Source organism: Streptococcus pseudopneumoniae (assembly GCF_001072375.1).
Lineage (GTDB): Bacteria > Bacillota > Bacilli > Lactobacillales > Streptococcaceae > Streptococcus > Streptococcus pseudopneumoniae_L.
The window spans coordinates 18,182-36,523 of the sequence record NZ_JVKV01000100.1 but is presented as its reverse complement, the minus strand read 5'-3'; the positions used below and the strand labels follow the sequence as shown (position 1 = coordinate 36,523).

General features: G+C 39.0%; 22 protein-coding genes and 1 pseudogene. 19 read left to right on the top strand and 4 right to left on the bottom strand.

Translation table 11 applies throughout. From position 1 onward, the window contains the following. The 5 genes from ADH31_RS08435 to ADH31_RS08415 all read left to right on the top strand — a co-directional run. Positions 1-424 (top strand): HAD-IA family hydrolase (locus tag ADH31_RS08435; protein WP_049510137.1); only part of this gene is annotated, 424 nt, incomplete at its 5' end. A 177-nt stretch (positions 425-601) separates the two neighbouring features. Further along, positions 602-1,717: a LysM peptidoglycan-binding domain-containing protein gene (locus tag ADH31_RS08430; protein ID WP_049510132.1), complete on the top strand. Its 1,116-nt coding sequence runs from the start codon at positions 602-604 to the stop codon at positions 1,715-1,717. Between the two features lie 149 nt (positions 1,718-1,866). Next, positions 1,867-2,730, top strand: a complete 864-nt coding sequence (locus ADH31_RS08425) for a DUF2262 domain-containing protein (RefSeq protein ID WP_000184918.1) — start codon at positions 1,867-1,869, stop codon at positions 2,728-2,730. Between the two features lie 158 nt (positions 2,731-2,888). Next, complete coding sequence (locus ADH31_RS08420) at positions 2,889-3,314, top strand: MarR family winged helix-turn-helix transcriptional regulator (RefSeq protein ID WP_000723486.1); 426 nt, start codon at positions 2,889-2,891, stop codon at positions 3,312-3,314. Positions 3,315-3,324: 10 nt separating this feature from the next. Beyond that, positions 3,325-3,687, top strand: a complete 363-nt coding sequence (locus ADH31_RS08415; RefSeq protein WP_000104481.1) for a DUF1304 domain-containing protein — start codon at positions 3,325-3,327, stop codon at positions 3,685-3,687. Between the two features lie 47 nt (positions 3,688-3,734). Here ADH31_RS08415 and ADH31_RS08410 read toward each other — a convergent pair whose 3' ends face one another. Continuing rightward, the gene (locus ADH31_RS08410; RefSeq protein WP_000876900.1) at positions 3,735-4,592 is read right to left on the bottom strand and encodes a DUF975 family protein; all 858 of its coding nucleotides are present in this window, start codon (positions 4,590-4,592) and stop codon (positions 3,735-3,737) included. Positions 4,593-4,708: 116 nt separating this feature from the next. On the opposite strand from ADH31_RS08410, the gene tgt reads away from it, so the two are divergent. The 3 genes from tgt (at position 4,709) to ADH31_RS08395 (ending at position 8,406) form a co-directional block, all read left to right on the top strand. Continuing rightward, positions 4,709-5,851, top strand: a complete 1,143-nt coding sequence (gene tgt, locus ADH31_RS08405; protein ID WP_000887400.1) for a tRNA guanosine(34) transglycosylase Tgt — start codon at positions 4,709-4,711, stop codon at positions 5,849-5,851. Positions 5,852-5,983: 132 nt separating this feature from the next. Continuing rightward, complete coding sequence (locus ADH31_RS08400; RefSeq protein WP_049510128.1) at positions 5,984-7,801, top strand: acyltransferase family protein; 1,818 nt, start codon at positions 5,984-5,986, stop codon at positions 7,799-7,801. Positions 7,802-8,064: 263 nt separating this feature from the next. Beyond that, positions 8,065-8,406, top strand: a complete 342-nt coding sequence (locus ADH31_RS08395; RefSeq protein WP_049510126.1) for a metal-sulfur cluster assembly factor — start codon at positions 8,065-8,067, stop codon at positions 8,404-8,406. A gap of 42 nt (positions 8,407-8,448) precedes the next feature. Here the strand turns inward: ADH31_RS08395 and ADH31_RS08390 are convergent, their stop codons facing one another. After that, positions 8,449-8,817: a glyoxalase gene (locus tag ADH31_RS08390; RefSeq protein ID WP_049510124.1), complete on the bottom strand. Its 369-nt coding sequence runs from the start codon at positions 8,815-8,817 to the stop codon at positions 8,449-8,451. A gap of 94 nt (positions 8,818-8,911) precedes the next feature. Next, a complete protein-coding gene (ilvD, locus tag ADH31_RS08385) occupies positions 8,912-10,615 on the bottom strand; it encodes a dihydroxy-acid dehydratase (RefSeq protein WP_049510122.1) in 1,704 nt (567 codons plus the stop codon). 184 nt (positions 10,616-10,799) lie between these two features. On the opposite strand from ilvD, the gene ADH31_RS08380 reads away from it, so the two are divergent. The 4 genes from ADH31_RS08380 to rpmG all read left to right on the top strand — a co-directional run bounded on the left by ADH31_RS08380 (position 10,800) and on the right by rpmG (position 12,506). Next, positions 10,800-11,807: an SPFH domain-containing protein gene (locus ADH31_RS08380; protein WP_049510120.1), complete on the top strand. Its 1,008-nt coding sequence runs from the start codon at positions 10,800-10,802 to the stop codon at positions 11,805-11,807. 2 nt (positions 11,808-11,809) lie between these two features. Next, on the top strand, positions 11,810-12,010 hold the full coding sequence (locus tag ADH31_RS08375; protein ID WP_000796543.1) for a PTS ascorbate transporter subunit IIC: 201 nt from the start codon (positions 11,810-11,812) through the stop codon (positions 12,008-12,010). A gap of 148 nt (positions 12,011-12,158) precedes the next feature. After that, positions 12,159-12,341: a 50S ribosomal protein L32 gene (gene rpmF, locus ADH31_RS08370; protein ID WP_000290417.1), complete on the top strand. Its 183-nt coding sequence runs from the start codon at positions 12,159-12,161 to the stop codon at positions 12,339-12,341. 15 nt (positions 12,342-12,356) lie between these two features. Next, positions 12,357-12,506, top strand: coding sequence for a 50S ribosomal protein L33 (gene rpmG, locus ADH31_RS08365; protein ID WP_001265622.1), 150 nt, complete (start codon positions 12,357-12,359; stop codon positions 12,504-12,506). 78 nt (positions 12,507-12,584) lie between these two features. Here rpmG and ADH31_RS10275 read toward each other — a convergent pair. Beyond that, positions 12,585-12,769: pseudogene (locus ADH31_RS10275) on the bottom strand (FanG protein). A 28-nt stretch (positions 12,770-12,797) separates the two neighbouring features. Between ADH31_RS10275 and ADH31_RS08360 the strand changes: the two are divergent. From ADH31_RS08360 to ADH31_RS08330, 7 genes are all read left to right on the top strand, one after another. After that, the gene (locus ADH31_RS08360) at positions 12,798-13,412 is read left to right on the top strand and encodes a CadD family cadmium resistance transporter (protein WP_049510118.1); all 615 of its coding nucleotides are present in this window, start codon (positions 12,798-12,800) and stop codon (positions 13,410-13,412) included. Between the two features lie 11 nt (positions 13,413-13,423). Next, positions 13,424-13,762, top strand: coding sequence for a Cd(II)/Zn(II)-sensing metalloregulatory transcriptional regulator CadX (gene cadX, locus ADH31_RS08355; protein ID WP_049510117.1), 339 nt, complete (start codon positions 13,424-13,426; stop codon positions 13,760-13,762). Positions 13,763-13,812: 50 nt separating this feature from the next. Next, the gene (locus tag ADH31_RS08350) at positions 13,813-15,228 is read left to right on the top strand and encodes a helix-turn-helix domain-containing protein (protein WP_049510116.1); all 1,416 of its coding nucleotides are present in this window, start codon (positions 13,813-13,815) and stop codon (positions 15,226-15,228) included. 320 nt (positions 15,229-15,548) lie between these two features. After that, positions 15,549-15,998 carry an RNA polymerase sigma factor gene (locus tag ADH31_RS08345; protein WP_000066889.1) on the top strand — a complete coding sequence of 150 codons (450 nt, stop codon included), beginning with the start codon at positions 15,549-15,551 and terminating at the stop codon, positions 15,996-15,998. 201 nt (positions 15,999-16,199) lie between these two features. Beyond that, entirely contained in the window at positions 16,200-16,520 is a 321-nt protein-coding gene (locus ADH31_RS08340) for a hypothetical protein (protein ID WP_000874694.1), read from the top strand. Next, a complete protein-coding gene (locus ADH31_RS08335; RefSeq protein ID WP_000203865.1) occupies positions 16,520-17,620 on the top strand; it encodes a type IV secretion system DNA-binding domain-containing protein in 1,101 nt (366 codons plus the stop codon). The genes ADH31_RS08340 and ADH31_RS08335 overlap by 1 nt, the downstream gene beginning before the upstream one ends. Further along, positions 17,617-18,222 (top strand): hypothetical protein, encoded by a 606-nt coding sequence (locus ADH31_RS08330; RefSeq protein WP_000182709.1) that lies wholly within the window; start codon positions 17,617-17,619, stop codon positions 18,220-18,222. The genes ADH31_RS08335 and ADH31_RS08330 overlap by 4 nt, the downstream gene beginning before the upstream one ends. The last annotated feature ends 120 nt before the right edge of the window (positions 18,223-18,342 follow it).

Below are 18,342 nucleotides of genomic sequence, written 5' to 3'. Positions count from 1 at the left end.
TGCTGATATGCTCAATCAGGTTCGTGCTCAGAGTTTGGCTGAGAAGAATGCTCAAGTTGTTCTGATGCCGGGGGCGCGTGAAATCTTAGCTTGGGCAGACCAGCAAGGAATTGAGCAGTTTGTTTATACCCATAAAGGGGACAATGCTTTTACTATTTTGGAGAATTTGGGTTTGGCCCATTATTTCACAGAAATTTTAACCAATCAAAGTGGCTTTTCTCGGAAGCCTAGTCCAGAAGCTGCGATCTATCTTCTAGATAAGTATGAACTAGATCCTCAGCAAACTTATTATATCGGTGATCGGACTTTGGATATCGAATTTGCTCAAAATAGTGGGATTCAGAGTATCAATTTTCTTGCCTCACCTGCAACTTGTAATCAACAGATAGAGCGTTTAGAAGATATTAGTTCGCTTTCCTTCTAGAATTTTCTTCAAGAAGAATGTGTCAGCCTGATGACAGGAAACTAACAAACTATTTCAAGTAATGTGATTTGTTACAACGAATGTACAGTTCTGTTAAATAGCCCCAAAAGGGCTTTTTTTCTATTTTCTTTGTGTTATGATAGACAGGTACTACATTTGAAAAGGAGTTTGAATAGTATGAAGAAAAGAATTATTTTAGCATCAACAGTAGCATTATCTTTTGCCCCTGCCTTGGCAACTCAAGCAGAAGAATTAGTGTGGACAGCGCGTAGTGTTGAGCAAATTCAAAACGATGTTACCAAGAGTGAGAATAAAACAAGCTATACGATTCAGTATGGTGATACCTTAAGTACCATTGCCGAAGCTTTGGGAGTGGATGTGACCGTTCTTGCTAACTTGAACAAGATCAGCAATATTGATTTGATCTTCCCTGAGACAGTCCTTACAACAACTGTAAATGAAAAAGAAGAAGTGACAGAGGTTGAAATTCAAACCCCTGATACAGTTCAAGGAGGCGAAGGTACAACTGCAACAGCAGATTTGACAACCAACCAAGTCACTGTAGATGACCAAACTGTACAGGTTGAAGATTTAACTCAACCAGTTGCAGAAACAACTGTAGCTGAGCCAGTTGCAGAAACAACTGTAGCTGAGCCAGTGGCAGAAGCAACAACAGAAGCTGTTACAGAAGTTGCAACACCAGCAGAAGAATCTGCAGCAGAAACAACAACAGGAGCCGTTACAGAAGTTTCAGCACCAGTAGAAGAGCCGGTCGCAGAAACACCTGTAGTGGAAGAAACGACTACAACAGAAGCACCAGTTACAGAGACTGTAACAGAGACTCAATCAGCACCATCAACTTATCAAGCTGAAGCAAGCCAAGGTTCATCAGCGACTTATGCAGCACCAGCAGCACCTGATTATGCAAGTATTGCAGCTTCAAAATCAGAAAATGCAGGTCTTCAGCCACAAACGGCTGCCTTTAAAGAGGAAGTAGCTAATTTGTTCGGAATCACGTCATTTAGTGGTTACCGTCCAGGAGATAGTGGCGACCACGGAAAAGGTCTTGCCATTGACTTTATGGTTCCAGTAAGCTCTGCTCTTGGGGACCAAATTGCAGATTATGCTATCCAAAATATGGCTAGCCGTGGCATCAGCTACATCATCTGGAAACAACGTTTCTATGCACCATTCGATAGCAAATACGGACCAGCCTACACTTGGAATCCAATGCCAGATCGTGGAAGCGTTACAGAAAACCACTATGACCACGTACACGTATCGATGAACTAAGAATAATGAGAAGTTGGGAACTTGAGTTTCCGCTTCTTTTTTTGTTATGACACACTTTATAAGTGAAATAAAATCTAAAACACGATATAATGTAAGCGGATACAAGGTTATGCTAACGATTTTAAGCATAGAGAGAAAGGGTGATAAGGATGACAAACCGATTAAAAACTCCATTTGAGAAAACAAGAGATGATTTTGAACAGGAATTTACTGGAGAAATCGTTGAACTCTTGATTTTTACCCTCCAAAATGTAAATGGGGCTGCTTCTTTAAAAGATGGCTGTAAAATGCCGTCCGTTCATTTTAAAGCTAGTGTCAATGTTGAAACTCAGGACTTCTCTGAACGTGAGGGACGTTTGGAATGGGTATTGACTCCTGAGGAATTTGAAGAAAAGAGATGGGGCTTTAGTTTTGAACCCTACAAAATTCATCATATCAAATGCCAAAAACGCCCCTTCATGGAGTTAGAGCCATATATGTCAGAAGTAGCTAATAACTGCTACCACTTGCTGGAATACCTAGATGACCAATCCACAGACTCTAGGTTAGAGACCTTGATTGAAACCTATCAAAAACCGGTCATCATTCAAGACGATATTGGCGAATTCACCTTAAACAGAGCCTATTCTTGGTTTGAAGGATTTATCACTTACGAGGGTGGTAAGATTCATGCTATCTTTGCTGCGAGTGCAGATGAAAGTCTCCCACCAAGTTCTTTTGATGATCTAAAGAAATTTATGGGAACTTTCCAAGTTCAAGATACTCGGATTAAAGACTATATTGTCAAAGAACTGTGGGAAACAGCTCAAGACTGGATAGATTCAGATGAAAATGATGTAGTGTTAACAGAAGAGTATTTTACCAACTCACTTTCCTTGAGTGAACTATCAATCAACGAAGATGGAGAATTGACCCTCTACTATGATGATCGTGAAGAAATTTTTGCAGGCCATGCCATCGAAGTGGTCATTGATAAAGAGGGAGAAATCCTTCGAGCAGATTTGGTAGGTTAGTGCTGGATTTTATCTAGAATATAGAAGTAATAGCCTTTTGGGATTGAAACCAAGAGGCTATTTTTCGTGAGTAAGCAAAATAGTTGCGTTTTTAATCTTTCTGCAATATACTTGATAAGTCAATAGTTGACAAATCAAGTTTACGCAGGGAGGTAGAAATGAAAAAAATTAACGACTTATTGTACCAGCTCCATTTAACAGATCAGATGATCACTCAACTTTTTAAGAAACAATTGGGAATTAGTTTGACCCGCTATCAAATCCTGCAGTTTTTACTGCAACAGTCACCCTGCAACCAGATTGCCGTTCAGGAGAAGTTAAAGATTGACCAGGCGGCCTTGACCCGTCATTTTAAGATACTAGAGTCAGAGGGCTATGTCAGTCGCAAGCGTAATCCGGCCAATCAGCGAGAAGTCTTAGTTGAATTAACCCAAGAAGCCAAGAATCAACTCTTGGTTAATCCGCCTCAACGTCACCTGAAGGTGAAGGAACAGATGGAGAGCATCTTATCGACTGGTGAGCAAAAAGAACTGACAACCTTACTGACAAAACTAGTCTCAGGTTTAGAAAAAATAGAATTTTAAGGAGAAAACGATGTCAACCATTACTACTATTTTAGCAACCCTTGTTGCTCTAGAGCATTTTTATATCTTTTATTTGGAGAGTATGGCAACCCAATCAGATGCAACCAGTCGTGTCTTTATTATGGACAAGGAAGAGTTGACTCGACCATCTGTCACCTCACTGTTTAAAAACCAAGGAATTTATAATGCCTTGATTGGGGTATTTCTTATTTACGGAATTTATTTCTCACATAGCTTAGAAATCGTAACAATCTTTGTGTTGTTTGTCATAGGAGCAGCGACTTATGGTGCCTTAACAGCAGATAAAAAAATCATTCTCAAGCAAGGCGGACCAGCAATCCTAGCACTCTTGAGTATCCTTTTCTTAAAATAAAAACAACCAGCACTTTCCATAGAAGGTGCTGGTTTTAATCATTCACATTAAACTTTTCTCCGCTTGATTTCGAGTAATCTTTGATAGAAGAAGAATTGACTACTATAGATATAAGGGAAAGAAGGGATGCTCGCAATTCCAAAGCTGATCCAGATAAGAAGATACCATGGTAGGAGTTGTAAATCAAGTACGAAGCGTTGGAACTTATAGCCTTTCATAAGGAAGCGACTGGTTTTGAGTACGCGACTTGGCTTGGCAATTCCAATTGCAAGGGTATCACAAAGGAGTAGCTCTACTTGGGAATAAGCGTAGTATTGCGGCAGATAGGCAATGGTTCCCAAAATCATCAGAAAGACGCTACCAAAGAAGTAAAGTGCAAAAGTAAGTAGGAAGTGTTCGATATCTGAATTGGTGACGTCGACAGCTGGAAATTCGGGATGAAGTTCTACAAATTTACGAGCCATAGCACTGCTGTAAAAGAGCAAGTAAACTCCAAAAAGATTAGGGATGCTCCACAAAAAGAGATAGAAACGCTTGAGCAAGAGAGTCAGAAAGGTCTGGGTGAAGAAGCGATTGTCAAGTAAGGACAGACTATCTTTAAAAGAAAGCTCTATCTCGGAAATTCTGTAAAGATTAATGGTTGTAAAAAGAGCACCAGCTAGGATAATAGCACTTGTGAATCCAACTGCTAGAGGAAAGAGTGAGGACTGGATCAAGCTCATCAAAAAAGTAAAGAAGGATTGCTCAAGAATTCCCTCATCAAGTAGGGATAAAGGTCTGATAAAGCTGGATAGAATCAAGAAAATGCTTGGTAATAAAAAGACAAGCAATAAACGTGGATGTTCAGCTTGAAACTGTTTAGCTTGTTGACGAACTTCTTTTAAATCAATTTTTGGGTATTTCATTCTTTCATTATACCATAGTTCGTGACAGTTCCTGTTTTTTTTGATAGAATCATACAGTATGCCCTTGGGCACAAAGTAAGAACTGGGACTGTCTTTCCCAGCTTCGGAGGTAAAAAATGTTAGATTCACCAATCAAATATCGTTTGATTAAAAAAGAAAAACACACGGGAGCTCGTCTGGGTGAGATTATCACGCCACACGGAACCTTCCCAACTCCTATGTTTATGCCAGTTGGGACACAAGCAACGGTCAAAACCCAATCACCAGAAGAGTTAAAAGAGATGGGGTCAGGAATTATCCTATCTAATACTTATCACTTGTGGCTGCGTCCTGGAGATGAACTCATTGCCCGTGCTGGAGGTCTTCACAAGTTCATGAACTGGGACCAGCCTATCTTGACAGATAGTGGCGGTTTCCAAGTATACTCTCTAGCGGATAGTCGTAACATCACAGAAGAAGGGGTAACGTTCAAGAACCACCTCAATGGTTCTAAAATGTTTCTATCACCTGAAAAAGCCATCTCTATCCAAAACAATCTAGGGTCAGATATTATGATGTCCTTTGACGAATGTCCTCAATTTTATCAACCTTATGATTATGTGAAGAAGTCAATCGAACGTACCAGCCGTTGGGCAGAGCGTGGATTAAAAGCTCATCGTCGTCCACATGACCAAGGTTTGTTTGGGATTGTACAAGGTGCAGGATTTGAAGATCTTCGTCGTCAGTCAGCTCATGACCTTGTCAGCATGGACTTCCCAGGATACTCTATCGGAGGGTTGGCGGTTGGAGAAACTCACGAAGAGATGAACGCAGTTTTGGACTTCACCACTCAACTCCTTCCTGAGAATAAACCTCGCTACTTGATGGGAGTGGGAGCGCCAGATAGCTTGATTGATGGGGTTATTCGTGGGGTCGATATGTTTGACTGTGTATTGCCGACTCGTATCGCTCGTAACGGAACTTGTATGACCAGCCAAGGACGTTTGGTTGTCAAGAATGCCCAGTTTGCGGAGGACTTTACACCACTTGACCCTGAGTGCGATTGCTACACATGTAAGAATTACACACGTGCCTACCTTCGTCACTTGCTCAAGGCTGATGAAACCTTTGGTATCCGCTTGACCAGTTACCATAATCTCTACTTCTTGCTCAATCTTATGAAGCAGGTTCGCCAGGCTATTATGGATGACAATCTCTTGGAATTCCGTGAGCATTTTGTTGAAAAATATGGCTACAATAAATCAGGTCGTAATTTCTAAGACTATCAATCTAAAGCTCAAATCCTAAGTTTTCTCTTAGGATTTTTCTTCTTTTTTTGATAAAATAAAGGTAATATGGAATGAACATTAGATGGTTTTTTTACTACTCTAATGAACGGAGAATAAACTCGTATGCGTATTAAATGGTTTTCCTTGATCAGGATTACAGGCTTACTCTTGGTACTCTTGTACCATTTCTTTCAGACGGTTTTTCCAGGAGGTTTCTTTGGGGTTGACGTCTTTTTCACCTTCTCAGGTTTCCTAATTACGTCACTTTTGTTAGAAGAATTTGGACAAAAAGGGAAAATCGATATCTTAGGATTTTTCAGGAGACGCTTCTATCGGATTTTTCCCCCAGTCGTCTTGATGATCCTGGTTGTTATGCCTTTTACTTTCTTGGTTCGACAGGATTATGTAGCCGGGATTGGTGGTCAGATTGCTGGTGTCCTTGGTTTTATGACCAACTTCTATGAAATGTTAACAGGGGGAAGTTATGAATCTCAGTTCATTCCTCATCTCTTTGTTCATAACTGGAGTTTAGCGGTTGAAGTTCATTACTATATCTTGTGGGGCTTGGCAGTTTGGCTCATGTCTAAGCAAGCCAAAACAGGTGGGCAACTACGGGGAATGGTTTTTCTACTATCTTCAATTACCTTTGTTGTTAGCTTCCTTTCAATGTTTATTGGTAGCTTTATCGTTTCTTCCTACTCAACGCTTTACTTTTCAAGTCTAACTCATGTTTATCCATTCTTCCTAGGTAGTGTCCTAGCTACCTTGATAGGGGTCCGTCATACGACACCTCTTCTCAAACGTTTGAATCAAACCTTGGACTTGAAACAGACCTTATTAGTCTTTTCAGCTGGTCTCGGAGTTTTACTTTTATTGACCTTCTTCGTGAAATTCAATTATCTTTTTGCCTACTTGCTTGGCTTCTTGTTGGCAAGTATAGCTGCTCTTCTGATGATCGTTGCAGCACGACTTTTGCATGAGAAAACTCCGACGATTGAAGAGCCAAAGGTAATTAGCTTCTTAGCTGACACCAGCTATGCTGTTTATCTTTTCCACTGGCCGTTTTATATCATTTTCTCGCAGTTGATGAGCAATCTACCAGCAGTGATTCTCACCACTATCTTCTCTTATCTCTTTGCAAGCCTTTCTTTCTATGTGATTGAACCTTTCATTGCAGGGAAGAACAGTAGCTTATTGCAAAAGGTAAAGGGAATTCCGCATATTCAACCAATTTTTGCAGGTAGCGTTGGTTTCCTTAGCTTACTGACACTGATTGTGATGCTTATTGCTCCCCAAGTAGGTGCTTTTGAAACGGATTTGATGGTAAATGGCCTCAATCAAGCTCAAACCAATATTACCCGTACAAAAACCATGGCGGATCAAGCAGAAGCAAGTCGCTACAATATTGCCGATGGTGTATCCATCATCGGAGATTCTGTAACCTTGCGTGCAACACCTGGACTAAAAGAGGTTCTACCAGACGCTCAGACAGATGGTCAAGTAAGCAGAAATACCAAGCAAGCCAATGCTATTATGCTCAACCACAGTCAGAATAAAGTCCTCCCTAAAATAGTCGTTATTGCTACTGGAGTGAATAACCCTGAGGATTATAAGGCTGATATTGATTCTTTGATAACAAATCTACCTAAGGGCCATCAGCTTGTACTTGTGACACCTTATGAAGGGGACAAAACTCAAGCAACTCAGCCTTATGTAGAACAGTATGCTAGCTATGTGCGTGAAGTAGCTCAAAAGTATCCTTACATTGAGGTTGCAGACTGGAATCAGGTGTCTAAAGATCATCCAGACATCTGGAAAGGAACGGACCAGGTTCACTTTGGAAGTGATAATACCAAACTAGAAGAGGGAGCTAAGCTCTACGCTGAAACGATAGCATCAGCTATCAAGGCCTTGGCAGATAAGCCTGTGAAGTCAAAATAATATTTAAAAAGTAGAGATGACTGTTCTCTACTTTTTCTTTTTAGAAAGTATTTCTTAGAAGCTCAATCATTCTCTAAGTTTATCTCTCTGACCTATGCCAATATCCTCTTGCTCTAGGTTGTTAGCTCTCTGGGCAGTTTGGACCAACTATGGCAATCTCTATACTTTCGTTTTTATGGCGAATCCAGTTTTGATTGGGAAAGACTTGCCAAATTGTCAGAATTATGAGAAAATAGGTGTAGTTTACAAATGGAGGGAATGCAATGAGAGAAGACATCAAGATTAATGACCGTGCTTTAGTATTAGGAAATCAGATCATTGACAAGCTAGAAAAAGTTTACGATACAGATGTGGAACTAGATGTCTATAATCTTGGCTTGATTTACGAGATTCATTTGGATGAGGCTGGTCTTTGTACAATTGTCATGACCTTCACCGATACTGCCTGTGACTGTGCAGAAAGTTTACCTATTGAAATTGTGGCAGGTCTGAAACAGATTGAAGGAATTGAGGATGTTAGGGTTGAAGTTACCTGGTCACCTGCCTGGAAGATTACACGCATCAGTCGCTATGGACGTATAGCACTTGGACTACCACCGCGCTAAAAACAAGAGCTCTCTGCTAATAAACAGAGAGCTGTTTTGTTATTAGATTCCCTTAACTGCGAAATAGTGTCCGCTTGGATTTGCAAAGTTAAAGTGAGGGAAAGGTTGAGTATTGATCGGACTTGTGGTATCAGTCACTGCAGCTAGGCGCTTGTGAAGGGCGTGAAGGTCCGCTGACTCAAAGAGTAGGCTAGGTTTCATATCGATTACTTCTGGAGATACCTGACGAATAAAGTCTTTGGCGTAGACAGTAAAAGTCAGTGTACTGTCCGTGTGAGTTTTCATTTCAAAAGTTTCAAAACCCATAATTTCAGATTGATTAAAAACTTCAAAACCGATAGCAGACCAAAAGTTTCTCTCAGCTGCTACGTCTTCTACGTAGAGCATAATTCCTGTATTTTTTGAAAATATTGTTTCTCCTTCATAATCATAGTTAGAGCAATTATCTTATCACATTTCAAAGGATTAGAAAAAGCAGTCATTTAGCGACTGCTTATTTTTCTAGTTATTTTTTACCAGATTGTTCCATATTCCAGAAGTCTGTAACGGCTCCTCGTGAAGCAGATGATACGATGTGGGCATATTTACCGAGGACACCACGGCTGTAAAGCGGTGGCAAGGTTGTTTCTGCCTTACGTTTTTCAAGTTCTTCTTCGGATACGGCCATGGAAATTTCTTTGGTATCTTGGTCAACCGTAACGATATCACCTGTACGAAGGTAAGCAATCGGTCCACCATCCTGAGCTTCAGGAGCGATATGTCCAACAACCAGACCATAAGTACCACCAGAGAAACGGCCATCCGTCAAGAGGGCAACCTTGTCTCCTTGACCTTTACCAACGATCATTGATGAAAGTGACAGCATCTCAGGCATACCAGGACCACCCTTAGGTCCAACGAAACGAACAACGACAACATCGCCATCAACGATTTCATCTGACAAGACAGCCTGGATAGCATCTTCCTCTGAATCAAAGACCTTGGCAGGTCCAACGTGACGACGAACCTTAACACCTGACACCTTGGCAACTGCACCGTCAGGAGCAAGATTACCGTTCAAGATGATAAGCGGACCGTCTGCACGTTTAGGATTTTCAAGTGGCATGATGACTTTTTGACCTGGTGTGAGGTCTGCAAAATCAGCCAAGTTTTCAGCGACAGTTTTACCAGTACATGTGATACGGTCTCCGTGAAGGAATCCATTTGCCAACAAGTACTTCATAACTGCAGGCACACCACCAACTTCGTAGAGGTCTTGGAAGACATACTGACCAGAAGGTTTCAAGTCAGCCAAGTGTGGTACACGTTCTTGGATGGTATTGAAGTCCTCGAGCGACAAGTCAACATTAGCTGCGTGGGCAATGGCGAGCAAGTGAAGAGTAGCGTTTGTAGAGCCACCGAGAGCCATAGTAACAGTAATGGCATCTTCAAAGGCTTCACGAGTCAAGATATCAGACGGTTTGATACCAAGTTCAAGCATTTTGACTACAGCACGTCCAGCTGCTTCGATGTCTTCCTTCTTATCAGCAGATTCAGCTGGGTGAGAAGAAGAACCTGGCAAACTCATACCCAAAACTTCGATAGCAGTAGCCATGGTATTGGCAGTATACATACCACCACAACCACCAGGGCCAGGGCAGGCGTTACATTCGAGGCGTTTGACGTCCTCAGCCGTCATATCGCCGTGATTCCATTTACCAATTCCTTCAAATACAGAAACCAAGTCGATGTCTTTACCATCTAGTTTTCCAGGGGCGATCGTACCACCGTAGGCGAAAATGGCTGGGATATCCATATTGGCAATAGCAATCATAGAACCAGGCATGTTTTTATCACAGCCGCCGATAGCCACAAAGGCATCCACATTGTGACCGCCCATAGCAGCTTCGATAGAGTCCGCAATGATATCACGTGACGTTAGGGAGAAGCGCATACCAGGCGTTCCCATGGCAATCCCATCAGCTACAGTAATAGTTCCAAATTGTACAGGCCAAGCACCAGCAGATTTGACACCTTCTTTAGCCAATTTCCCAAAGTCATGCAAGTGGATATTACATGGTGTATTTTCTGCCCAAGTTGAAATCACTCCCACAATCGGTGTTTCAAAGTCCTTATCTGTCATACCAGTCGCACGAAGCATGGCACGGTTTGGTGATTTAACCATGCTGTCATAAATGCTGCTGCGGTGACGTTTATCTAATTCTGTCATTCAAGTCCCTCCCATTTCAGTTTGTTCCATTATAGCACAATTTTCGCCTGAATAACAGAAGAAAATTCTTGAATTTTCAGACAATTCAAACCATTGAAATCTTCTTAAAAAAGATTGCATATTTTTGTTGACATTTAAAATTAAAGTGATATCATTTAGATATCAAACACAGGAGGTCATTCTGATGACTGAAAAACTAATCAATTCAAAACCAAATGGTGTAGTAGCATTGGTACTCATTGAGTTGGCACTCGTACTTGGTTTCCTTATATTTATAATGGGTGCTGGTTCGGAAAACATTTTTGGAATTATTATCGGGCTTTTATTAATCTTAAGTTCAGCTCTAGCTCATGCTGGTTTAAAAGTTGTCAAACCTCAGGAAGCTCTGGTTTTGACCCTCTTTGGTAACTATACTGGGACCATCAAAGAACCTGGTTTTTACTTTGTCAATCCCTTCAGCATAGCGGTCAATCCTGCAATCCACACTCGACTTGGTCAAAGTGGTGACGTTAGCACGAAATCCCCTTTTTCAGGGATGAAATCATCAAATGGTAATGACGTAAATCTTGAAATTGGCAAGAAACAGATTTCTCTCAAAGTTATGACTTTGAGTAATTCTCGTCAAAAGATTAATGATTGCTTAGGGAACCCTGTAGAAATCGGCATCGCGGTAACTTGGAGAGTTGTCGATACAGCCAAAGCAGTCTTCAACGTTGATAACTATAAAGAATATCTGTCATTGCAGTGTGATAGCGCCCTTCGTAATATTGTCCGCATCTATCCTTACGATGTGTCTCCTAATGTAGATACTACAGGTGATGGACAAGCCGACGAAGGAAGCCTCCGTGGTTCTAGTGAAATTGTAGCTAGTCGCATTCGTGAGGAAATTCAAAATCGTGTAGAGGACGCTGGTTTGGAAATCCTTGAAGCACGTATTACTTACCTAGCTTATGCACCGGAAATTGCTGCCGTTATGCTTCAACGTCAACAAGCATCAGCCATTATTGATGCACGTAAGATGATTGTAGATGGCGCTGTAGGAATGGTTGAAATGGCACTAGAACGTCTCAATGAAGGAGAATTAGTAGAACTTGACGAAGAACGAAAAGCTGCTATGGTTTCAAATCTCCTAGTCGTTCTCTGTGGCAATCATGATGCACAACCAATTGTCAATACAGGAAGCCTTTATTAGAAATGGCAGAAGCTAAAAAAAAGCAAATCCCCCTTCGACTCTCGAATAAGCTATACGCTGCACTCGCATCATGGGCAGAAGATGACTTTCGATCAGTCAACGGGCAAATTGAATATCTTCTCACCGAATGCGTCAAACAACGGAAAAAAGACGGAAAATACGTCTCAGAAACCATTGATGAACCCTTCGAGATTGATATTTAATCTATTTTCCTATCCAAAAGATTGGATAGGAAAATTTTTTTATCTTTTTTTGTCAAGTAACTTTACTTTACAAAAAAGTTTTGATATACTATTAAAGTTGATGAAAATCAAACCTAACTGAATTTATATCTTAAAAGGAGAAATCAAAATGGCAGTACCTGCACGTCGCACTTCAAAAGCGAAGAAAAACAAACGTCGTACACACTACAAAGTAACAGCTCCATCTGTAAACTTTGACGAAACTACTGGAGATTACTCACGTTCTCACCGTGTATCACTTAAAGGATACTACAAAGGACGTAAGATCGCTAAAGCTGCATCAGCTGAATAATAGAAGGGAGATACCATGCGCGTAAATATTACACTTGAACACAAAGAATCTGGTGAACGCTTGTACCTTACTTCTAAAAACAAACGTAACACTCCAGACCGTCTTCAATTGAAGAAATACTCACCAAAACTTCGCAAACACGTTGTGTTTACAGAGGTTAAGTAAGGGTTTCAGTACACGTCAATAGACGTCAAAATATTGATTTTAAGCGATTTTTGATTTTTTGAAACTCATTATATCGCACTACAAATCAATAAAAACTCTACCTTTTACTCTACCTTTTTTAGATAAATATATCATCTGGATATTGAAGTTAAGCCCTGCTATCATTTCGATGGCAGGGCTTTTTAATATTTGTACACTAACTTCTTATCTATATTTTGGTGGATTTTAAGTTGACATCTACAAAGTTTAATGTTAGAATACATTCAAAAATATATTTGAATGAGGTATTTTATGATTCAAAATGTTGTTACTTCAATAATCCTGTATTCTGGGACAGCCGTAGACTTACTTATTATCCTAATGTTATTTTTTGCCAAAAGAAAAAGCAGAAAAGACATCATTAACATCTATTTAGGACAATTTCTAGGCTCTGTTAGTCTAATATTCCTAAGTTTGCTTTTTGCATTTGTCTTAAATTATATTCCTAGTAAAGAGATTTTAGGTTTACTCGGTTTGATTCCAATTTTCCTAGGCCTAAAAGTTTTGTTTTTAGGAGATTCTGATGGAGAAGCTATTGCAAAAGATGGTTTGCGAAAAGACAATAAAAACCTGATTTTTCTAGTCGCTATGATTACTTTTGCAAGTTGTGGCGCTGACAATATTGGTGTCTTTGTCCCATATTTTACCACCTTAAATTTAGCGAATTTGATAGTGACTTTACTTACTTTTCTAGTCATGATTTATCTCTTGGTTTTTTCTGCACAAAAATTAGCACAAGTCCCTTCTGTTGGAGAAACTTTGGAAAAATATAGCAGATGGTTTATTGCCGTTGTCTATTTAGGATTGGGGATGTATATCCTGATTGAAAACAACAGCTTTGACATGCTATGGGCTGTATTAGGCTAGGAGAAAAAATTATGAAAAAAGATAGTATCTGTCAAGTGGATGTTATAAATCAACAAAATGTTACAACCGCAACGAACTACCTTGAAAAGAAAAAAGTCCAAAAATCACTTCGCATTTTATCAAAATTTACCGATAATAAACAGATAAATATCATCTTTTATCTCCTTGCCGTCGAAGAACTCTGTGTCTGCGATATAGCCTGTTTATTAAATCTCAGTATGGCATCTGCCTCCCACCATCTTCGTAAACTAGCCAATCAAAACATCTTGGATACTAGAAGAGAGGGGAAAATTATATATTATTTTATAAAAGATGAGGAAATCAGAGATTTTTTTAATCAACTAGGATAACAACTATTTCTACTACTTTCTACTTTTCCATGATTATAGGGGGATTATATATGAAATTTTTTGAAGAAAATTATTCACAAGAAATACCTACTCGTATCAAAAATTTAAGAAAAAAATACAATATTACACAAAGCGAACTAGGCAATGCAGGTCAAGTTAGTCAAGTTGAAAGTGGTAAGCGACCAATTACGAGTTCGATGTTAGTTTATTTAAATGCTCTAACCGCTTCGAGCTATACGTATATCGTTTTTGGAGAGTTAGATGAGTTTATTGAGAATCTGTTTCATTATTTTTTCAGTTCTATTTTATATAGAGATTTAGAGGCTGTAGATGAAAAACTATATTCTTTCATGAGTGATGATTTAATTTCAATCCAATCAAGTTGTCTAAGTATTGCCAAGACATTTGCAAATTTCAATATTCAAAGAAAAAGATTTATGATTTCTACTGAAACTGAAATGGATACTTTTCACAAGAAAGATGACATTGACGTATGGGTTGGTGGAACAAGTTATAACCCCGCTAGAAGTTTTAGAACCCGTACCATCAATGAATTGACTGTCATTGATTTTGAAGAAATGTTTGATATTCTTTGGTTGATGTTAGGGGATAATTTAATTAAATCATTTGAAGTTAATGTCTGTGGTATCCTATTTGAATTAGGCGGAAATGACATACCCTCAACATTTAGGCAAGAAAACATTGATCCTCTCATCAATAAATGGTGGTATGATAATGTTTCGACAGAAATTATCCCTAATCTAATAAAAAAACTCAAAGAAAATCCCTTGTTTAATATCGGATTTATGGTAAATGATATATTAGAAAGAATGTATAAAGAGAATATTCCAAAATCTTACCTTACATCCGTCCCATTAGTTATTTCTCAAAAAGGAAGAACAACCTATTCGTTTAGTATGACTGGTGGTCAACAAATAGATGGAGTGAAATTCACACAGATATATGAGGGCTATATGAAATTACTCAGTCAAGGTAAGGATATCGCAGAGTTATATCAAAAATATTCTAAAGAAGAGTTGGCAAATCTAGGCATTAATATTTATCAATCCAATGATATAGAAAGGACTGAGGAAAGAACTTTTGATGAAATTATCAGTTGGGTTTCCAACCCTTATGCAACAAGACCAATTCAAGAAAGGCACACTATTCAATTAGAGCCAACAAGATTTTCACTAGAGGATAAGAAAAGAATTGAAGAAGCTGCAGCTCAAGGACTAAGCGAAATCGACCTTATTGATTTAGTTGACCTATATGATATTAATTTAGACAATACAAGCGTCAATCGCCATATTGTGGGGTTATTGACTAATAACACCCAAGTAACATACTATTTCCAAGAACAATTAAATAAGGAGTTGCTGTCAATGGCTCACGCTTTAGATAACGTACAACAGGCCTTTATTAAATTATTAAGTGAAGAGGAGATACGAAAATTTGCTCTTTAAAGACTAGGTGAATCGCCTAGTCTTTTTTTGCGCCTCGTTTTACAAATTAGTCTATTGAAGTAAAAAAAGAAGTAAAAAATAAAAGAACATTATGCCTTATACTGAATATATCAAGAAAAACTCTTGATATAAATTTTAATAGTCCAAATTGATGGCCATCAAAGGACAGATTGAAACAAATATGATGACATGACGATAAAGGTCATGTCTTGCATAGAATTGTTTCGCTGTTTCTTTGTTGTGCCTTTTGGTATACTCAGCGTTCAATATTTGCTCATTTTGTTTCCTTCTGTCCAAAGGACAGAAAGGAGCTCATCATTATGAGTAATAAAGTACAAGAACGTCGTGAGCGTAAAATCAAAGAAGCTATTAAAGCTAAAAATTGGGATGAAGTAACTCGTTTGCTTCAACAAGAACAAAGTAACGCAGAACGTCGTGACCGATACCACAATAGACGAATCAAAGACGAAACAATAGCTAGCAAAAATGCCAAAAAGTCTGTACGTTATGATGTCATTGCAAGTTCTGATTTGAATCCCGAAGAAGCTTTAATCCTAGAGGAGTTAAGACAAGCTATTCGTGAAGCTAAAGCATCCCTATCAGAAATTGACAGTAAGATTGTTGAAATGATAGCGGAACAAGGTTCAAGCTATAAAGAAACGGCTCGCTATATCACTGAACATTATAAGAAAATGAGTGATGTAACTGTTAAATCCCATTATTGTAAAGCGCTAAAAAAATTAGCTCCTTTATTAAAAGCTTACCGCTAATCCCTCAAATCCAGTGTCTCTGTCACTGGATTTTTTGTAAAAAAAAATTAAAAATTCAACAAATAACTTTGCGTTTAGCTGTCTCATTCTCCTTAGTAATGAGGAGGTGGTCAGATAACCTAAAAAACAAAGTCCAGCTCATGACCCAAACCGAGCCTGTCGCATTCACACTATCTCTTATTCATAAGGAGGATTTGCCCTATGGCGTTTAAAATGAAAACCACAAAAGGTGGTTATACAACTACATTGGCTGATAAAATTATCAGTCAAAAACAACCGATTTACTCACTTAGTACCGAACTTGAACCACAACAACGGTTTGAAGAAGGAAAACCAACCGGAGAAATCGTAGCTTATAAAGCATGGTTTGTACAGGAAGGGCAAGACCCTTTCCAAGTAAAATTTGAAGAAACGATTGAGCTTCCAGCTTTTCAATCCATGATTCAATTTGACACACTACAAGCCTGCGAAGTAAAATATAACATCTACTTCAAAGCAAATGGTATCAAGGAGGTTCGGTAATGACTTCACAATCTCGTGATGTGCTGAACCAATCTTACCTGCAATCTTACCTGCTCCAGAGCCTAAACATGGCTCTGGGGGCTTTAATGCAGGGAGAAACCAGCTACACCAATTCTTTTAATATTGTTATTCAAGCAGACGGCTTTATCTTTGTCCCTCGTCTACCATGTGCTTATATCCTTGATGATGACTTGTACAAGAAAATCTTTCTGATTGCCAATGCTTCACTTTATCCACAATATACGCTTCTAAAACAAAACGCTACCTATTTTGTCCCTCTAGAAACAGATGACTTACACACTCAGCGTGGATTATTTTTCCCTTGGAAAAAGGGAATTTCAGAACGTTTAGTCATTCCAGATTTGGATAAGTTTTCAGCTAGCTTGCCACAGGGGAAAATCCCTATCATGAAGTACTTTGAACTCAATTTAGATAAGGTTAATCACTGGGCTATTGCTGGAAATTCAGGTTCTGGGAAATCGTACGCTCTCACTTATTTCTTGAGTGTACTAAAGCATATGTCTGACTTGATTATCATTGACCCTAAATTTGATACCCCAAGTCGATGGGCAAGAGAAAATCACGTTGCTGTTATACACCCTGTTGAAAACCGTTCAAAATCAGATTTTGTCTCACAGGTCAATGAACAATTAAGTCAGTGTGCAACTCTCATTCAGAAACGACAAGCTATCTTGTATGATAATCCCAATCATCAATTTACCCATCTAACTATTGTTATTGATGAAGTCCTCGCTCTATCAGAGGGAGTCAATAAGAATATCAAAGAAGCCTTTTTCTCCCTACTCTCACAGATTTCCTTATTAGGACGTGCTACCAAAATCCATCTGTTTTTGGTAAGCCAGCGTTTTGACCACAATACTATTCCAATTTCAGTGAGGGAACAGCTAAACGTATTGTTGCAAATTGGAAATATCAATCAGAAAACTACTCAATTTTTATTTCCAGACCTAGACCCAGAGGGTATTGTTATTCCAATAGGACATGGGACAGGTATCATTCAAGTTATCGATAATGAACATCCCTACCAAGTTCTGCCCTTACTCTGTCCAACCTACTACACTAAACGAGGTATTCTATGACCAATAAAACCTACTTTATGAGAAGTTTTAATCTCATACTATATTTATTTCTATTTGCACCTATCTGTTCTGCATTTGGCTGGTTATTCAATTATCTTTCCGTTCAATTAACAAATATCACGTTTGTCAATTTAGATACGGTCAAAAGTATTACGGATATCATTAGTTCCGTTTGTCATGGATTTGCACTTATTTCTCTTCTACTTGCCTTATTTTTGGTTGGATTAGAAATAATACAACGGTTGAAAACAGATAGTCTTTGGAACTATATCCAATCTGTCTATCACACTTTTCTGTTGCGACACTTCCTGTTTCAGCGTGAACGAGTACAGAAGATAAGCAATCTTGAACATCAGACGGTTACTACTATCAACCCAATCCATAACGGGTTTAACCGAGCTGTTCGTAAGTGTATCGTAGATATACGAAAAGATACCATCACTATTTTTCTAAAAGTCCCTAGAGACCAACAAGGGCAAAAAATCCTAAAAGAGATGGAAGCACAATTAAAAGAAGAAATCGTCAGCCAACACGCAGACTATTATTTCTCCTCTCCTATTCGAGTTCGTAACCAATTGTGGTTCACTGGACAAAAACGTTAATCCCTTGGGGCTGTGGCTTGCGTTAAGCAAAAGCCAGACAGCCCCTTTTTATATTCTTTTCTATCATGACCTATTGGGGTGACTACGACCCCCAATAGGTCAATAATCAATAATCACAAA

Coding starts and splice junctions, on each gene's coding strand:
- ADH31_RS08430 (WP_049510132.1), top strand. CDS start 602: ATGAAGAAAAGAATTATTTTAGCATCAACAGTAGCATTATCTTTTGCC.
- ADH31_RS08425 (WP_000184918.1), top strand. CDS start 1,867: ATGACAAACCGATTAAAAACTCCATTTGAGAAAACAAGAGATGATTTT.
- ADH31_RS08420 (WP_000723486.1), top strand. CDS start 2,889: ATGAAAAAAATTAACGACTTATTGTACCAGCTCCATTTAACAGATCAG.
- ADH31_RS08415 (WP_000104481.1), top strand. CDS start 3,325: ATGTCAACCATTACTACTATTTTAGCAACCCTTGTTGCTCTAGAGCAT.
- ADH31_RS08410 (WP_000876900.1), bottom strand. CDS start 4,592: ATGAAATACCCAAAAATTGATTTAAAAGAAGTTCGTCAACAAGCTAAA.
- tgt (WP_000887400.1), top strand. CDS start 4,709: ATGTTAGATTCACCAATCAAATATCGTTTGATTAAAAAAGAAAAACAC.
- ADH31_RS08400 (WP_049510128.1), top strand. CDS start 5,984: ATGCGTATTAAATGGTTTTCCTTGATCAGGATTACAGGCTTACTCTTG.
- ADH31_RS08395 (WP_049510126.1), top strand. CDS start 8,065: ATGAGAGAAGACATCAAGATTAATGACCGTGCTTTAGTATTAGGAAAT.
- ilvD (WP_049510122.1), bottom strand. CDS start 10,615: ATGACAGAATTAGATAAACGTCACCGCAGCAGCATTTATGACAGCATG.
- ADH31_RS08380 (WP_049510120.1), top strand. CDS start 10,800: ATGACTGAAAAACTAATCAATTCAAAACCAAATGGTGTAGTAGCATTG.
- ADH31_RS08375 (WP_000796543.1), top strand. CDS start 11,810: ATGGCAGAAGCTAAAAAAAAGCAAATCCCCCTTCGACTCTCGAATAAG.
- rpmF (WP_000290417.1), top strand. CDS start 12,159: ATGGCAGTACCTGCACGTCGCACTTCAAAAGCGAAGAAAAACAAACGT.
- rpmG (WP_001265622.1), top strand. CDS start 12,357: ATGCGCGTAAATATTACACTTGAACACAAAGAATCTGGTGAACGCTTG.
- ADH31_RS08360 (WP_049510118.1), top strand. CDS start 12,798: ATGATTCAAAATGTTGTTACTTCAATAATCCTGTATTCTGGGACAGCC.
- cadX (WP_049510117.1), top strand. CDS start 13,424: ATGAAAAAAGATAGTATCTGTCAAGTGGATGTTATAAATCAACAAAAT.
- ADH31_RS08350 (WP_049510116.1), top strand. CDS start 13,813: ATGAAATTTTTTGAAGAAAATTATTCACAAGAAATACCTACTCGTATC.
- ADH31_RS08345 (WP_000066889.1), top strand. CDS start 15,549: ATGAGTAATAAAGTACAAGAACGTCGTGAGCGTAAAATCAAAGAAGCT.
- ADH31_RS08340 (WP_000874694.1), top strand. CDS start 16,200: ATGGCGTTTAAAATGAAAACCACAAAAGGTGGTTATACAACTACATTG.
- ADH31_RS08335 (WP_000203865.1), top strand. CDS start 16,520: ATGACTTCACAATCTCGTGATGTGCTGAACCAATCTTACCTGCAATCT.
- ADH31_RS08330 (WP_000182709.1), top strand. CDS start 17,617: ATGACCAATAAAACCTACTTTATGAGAAGTTTTAATCTCATACTATAT.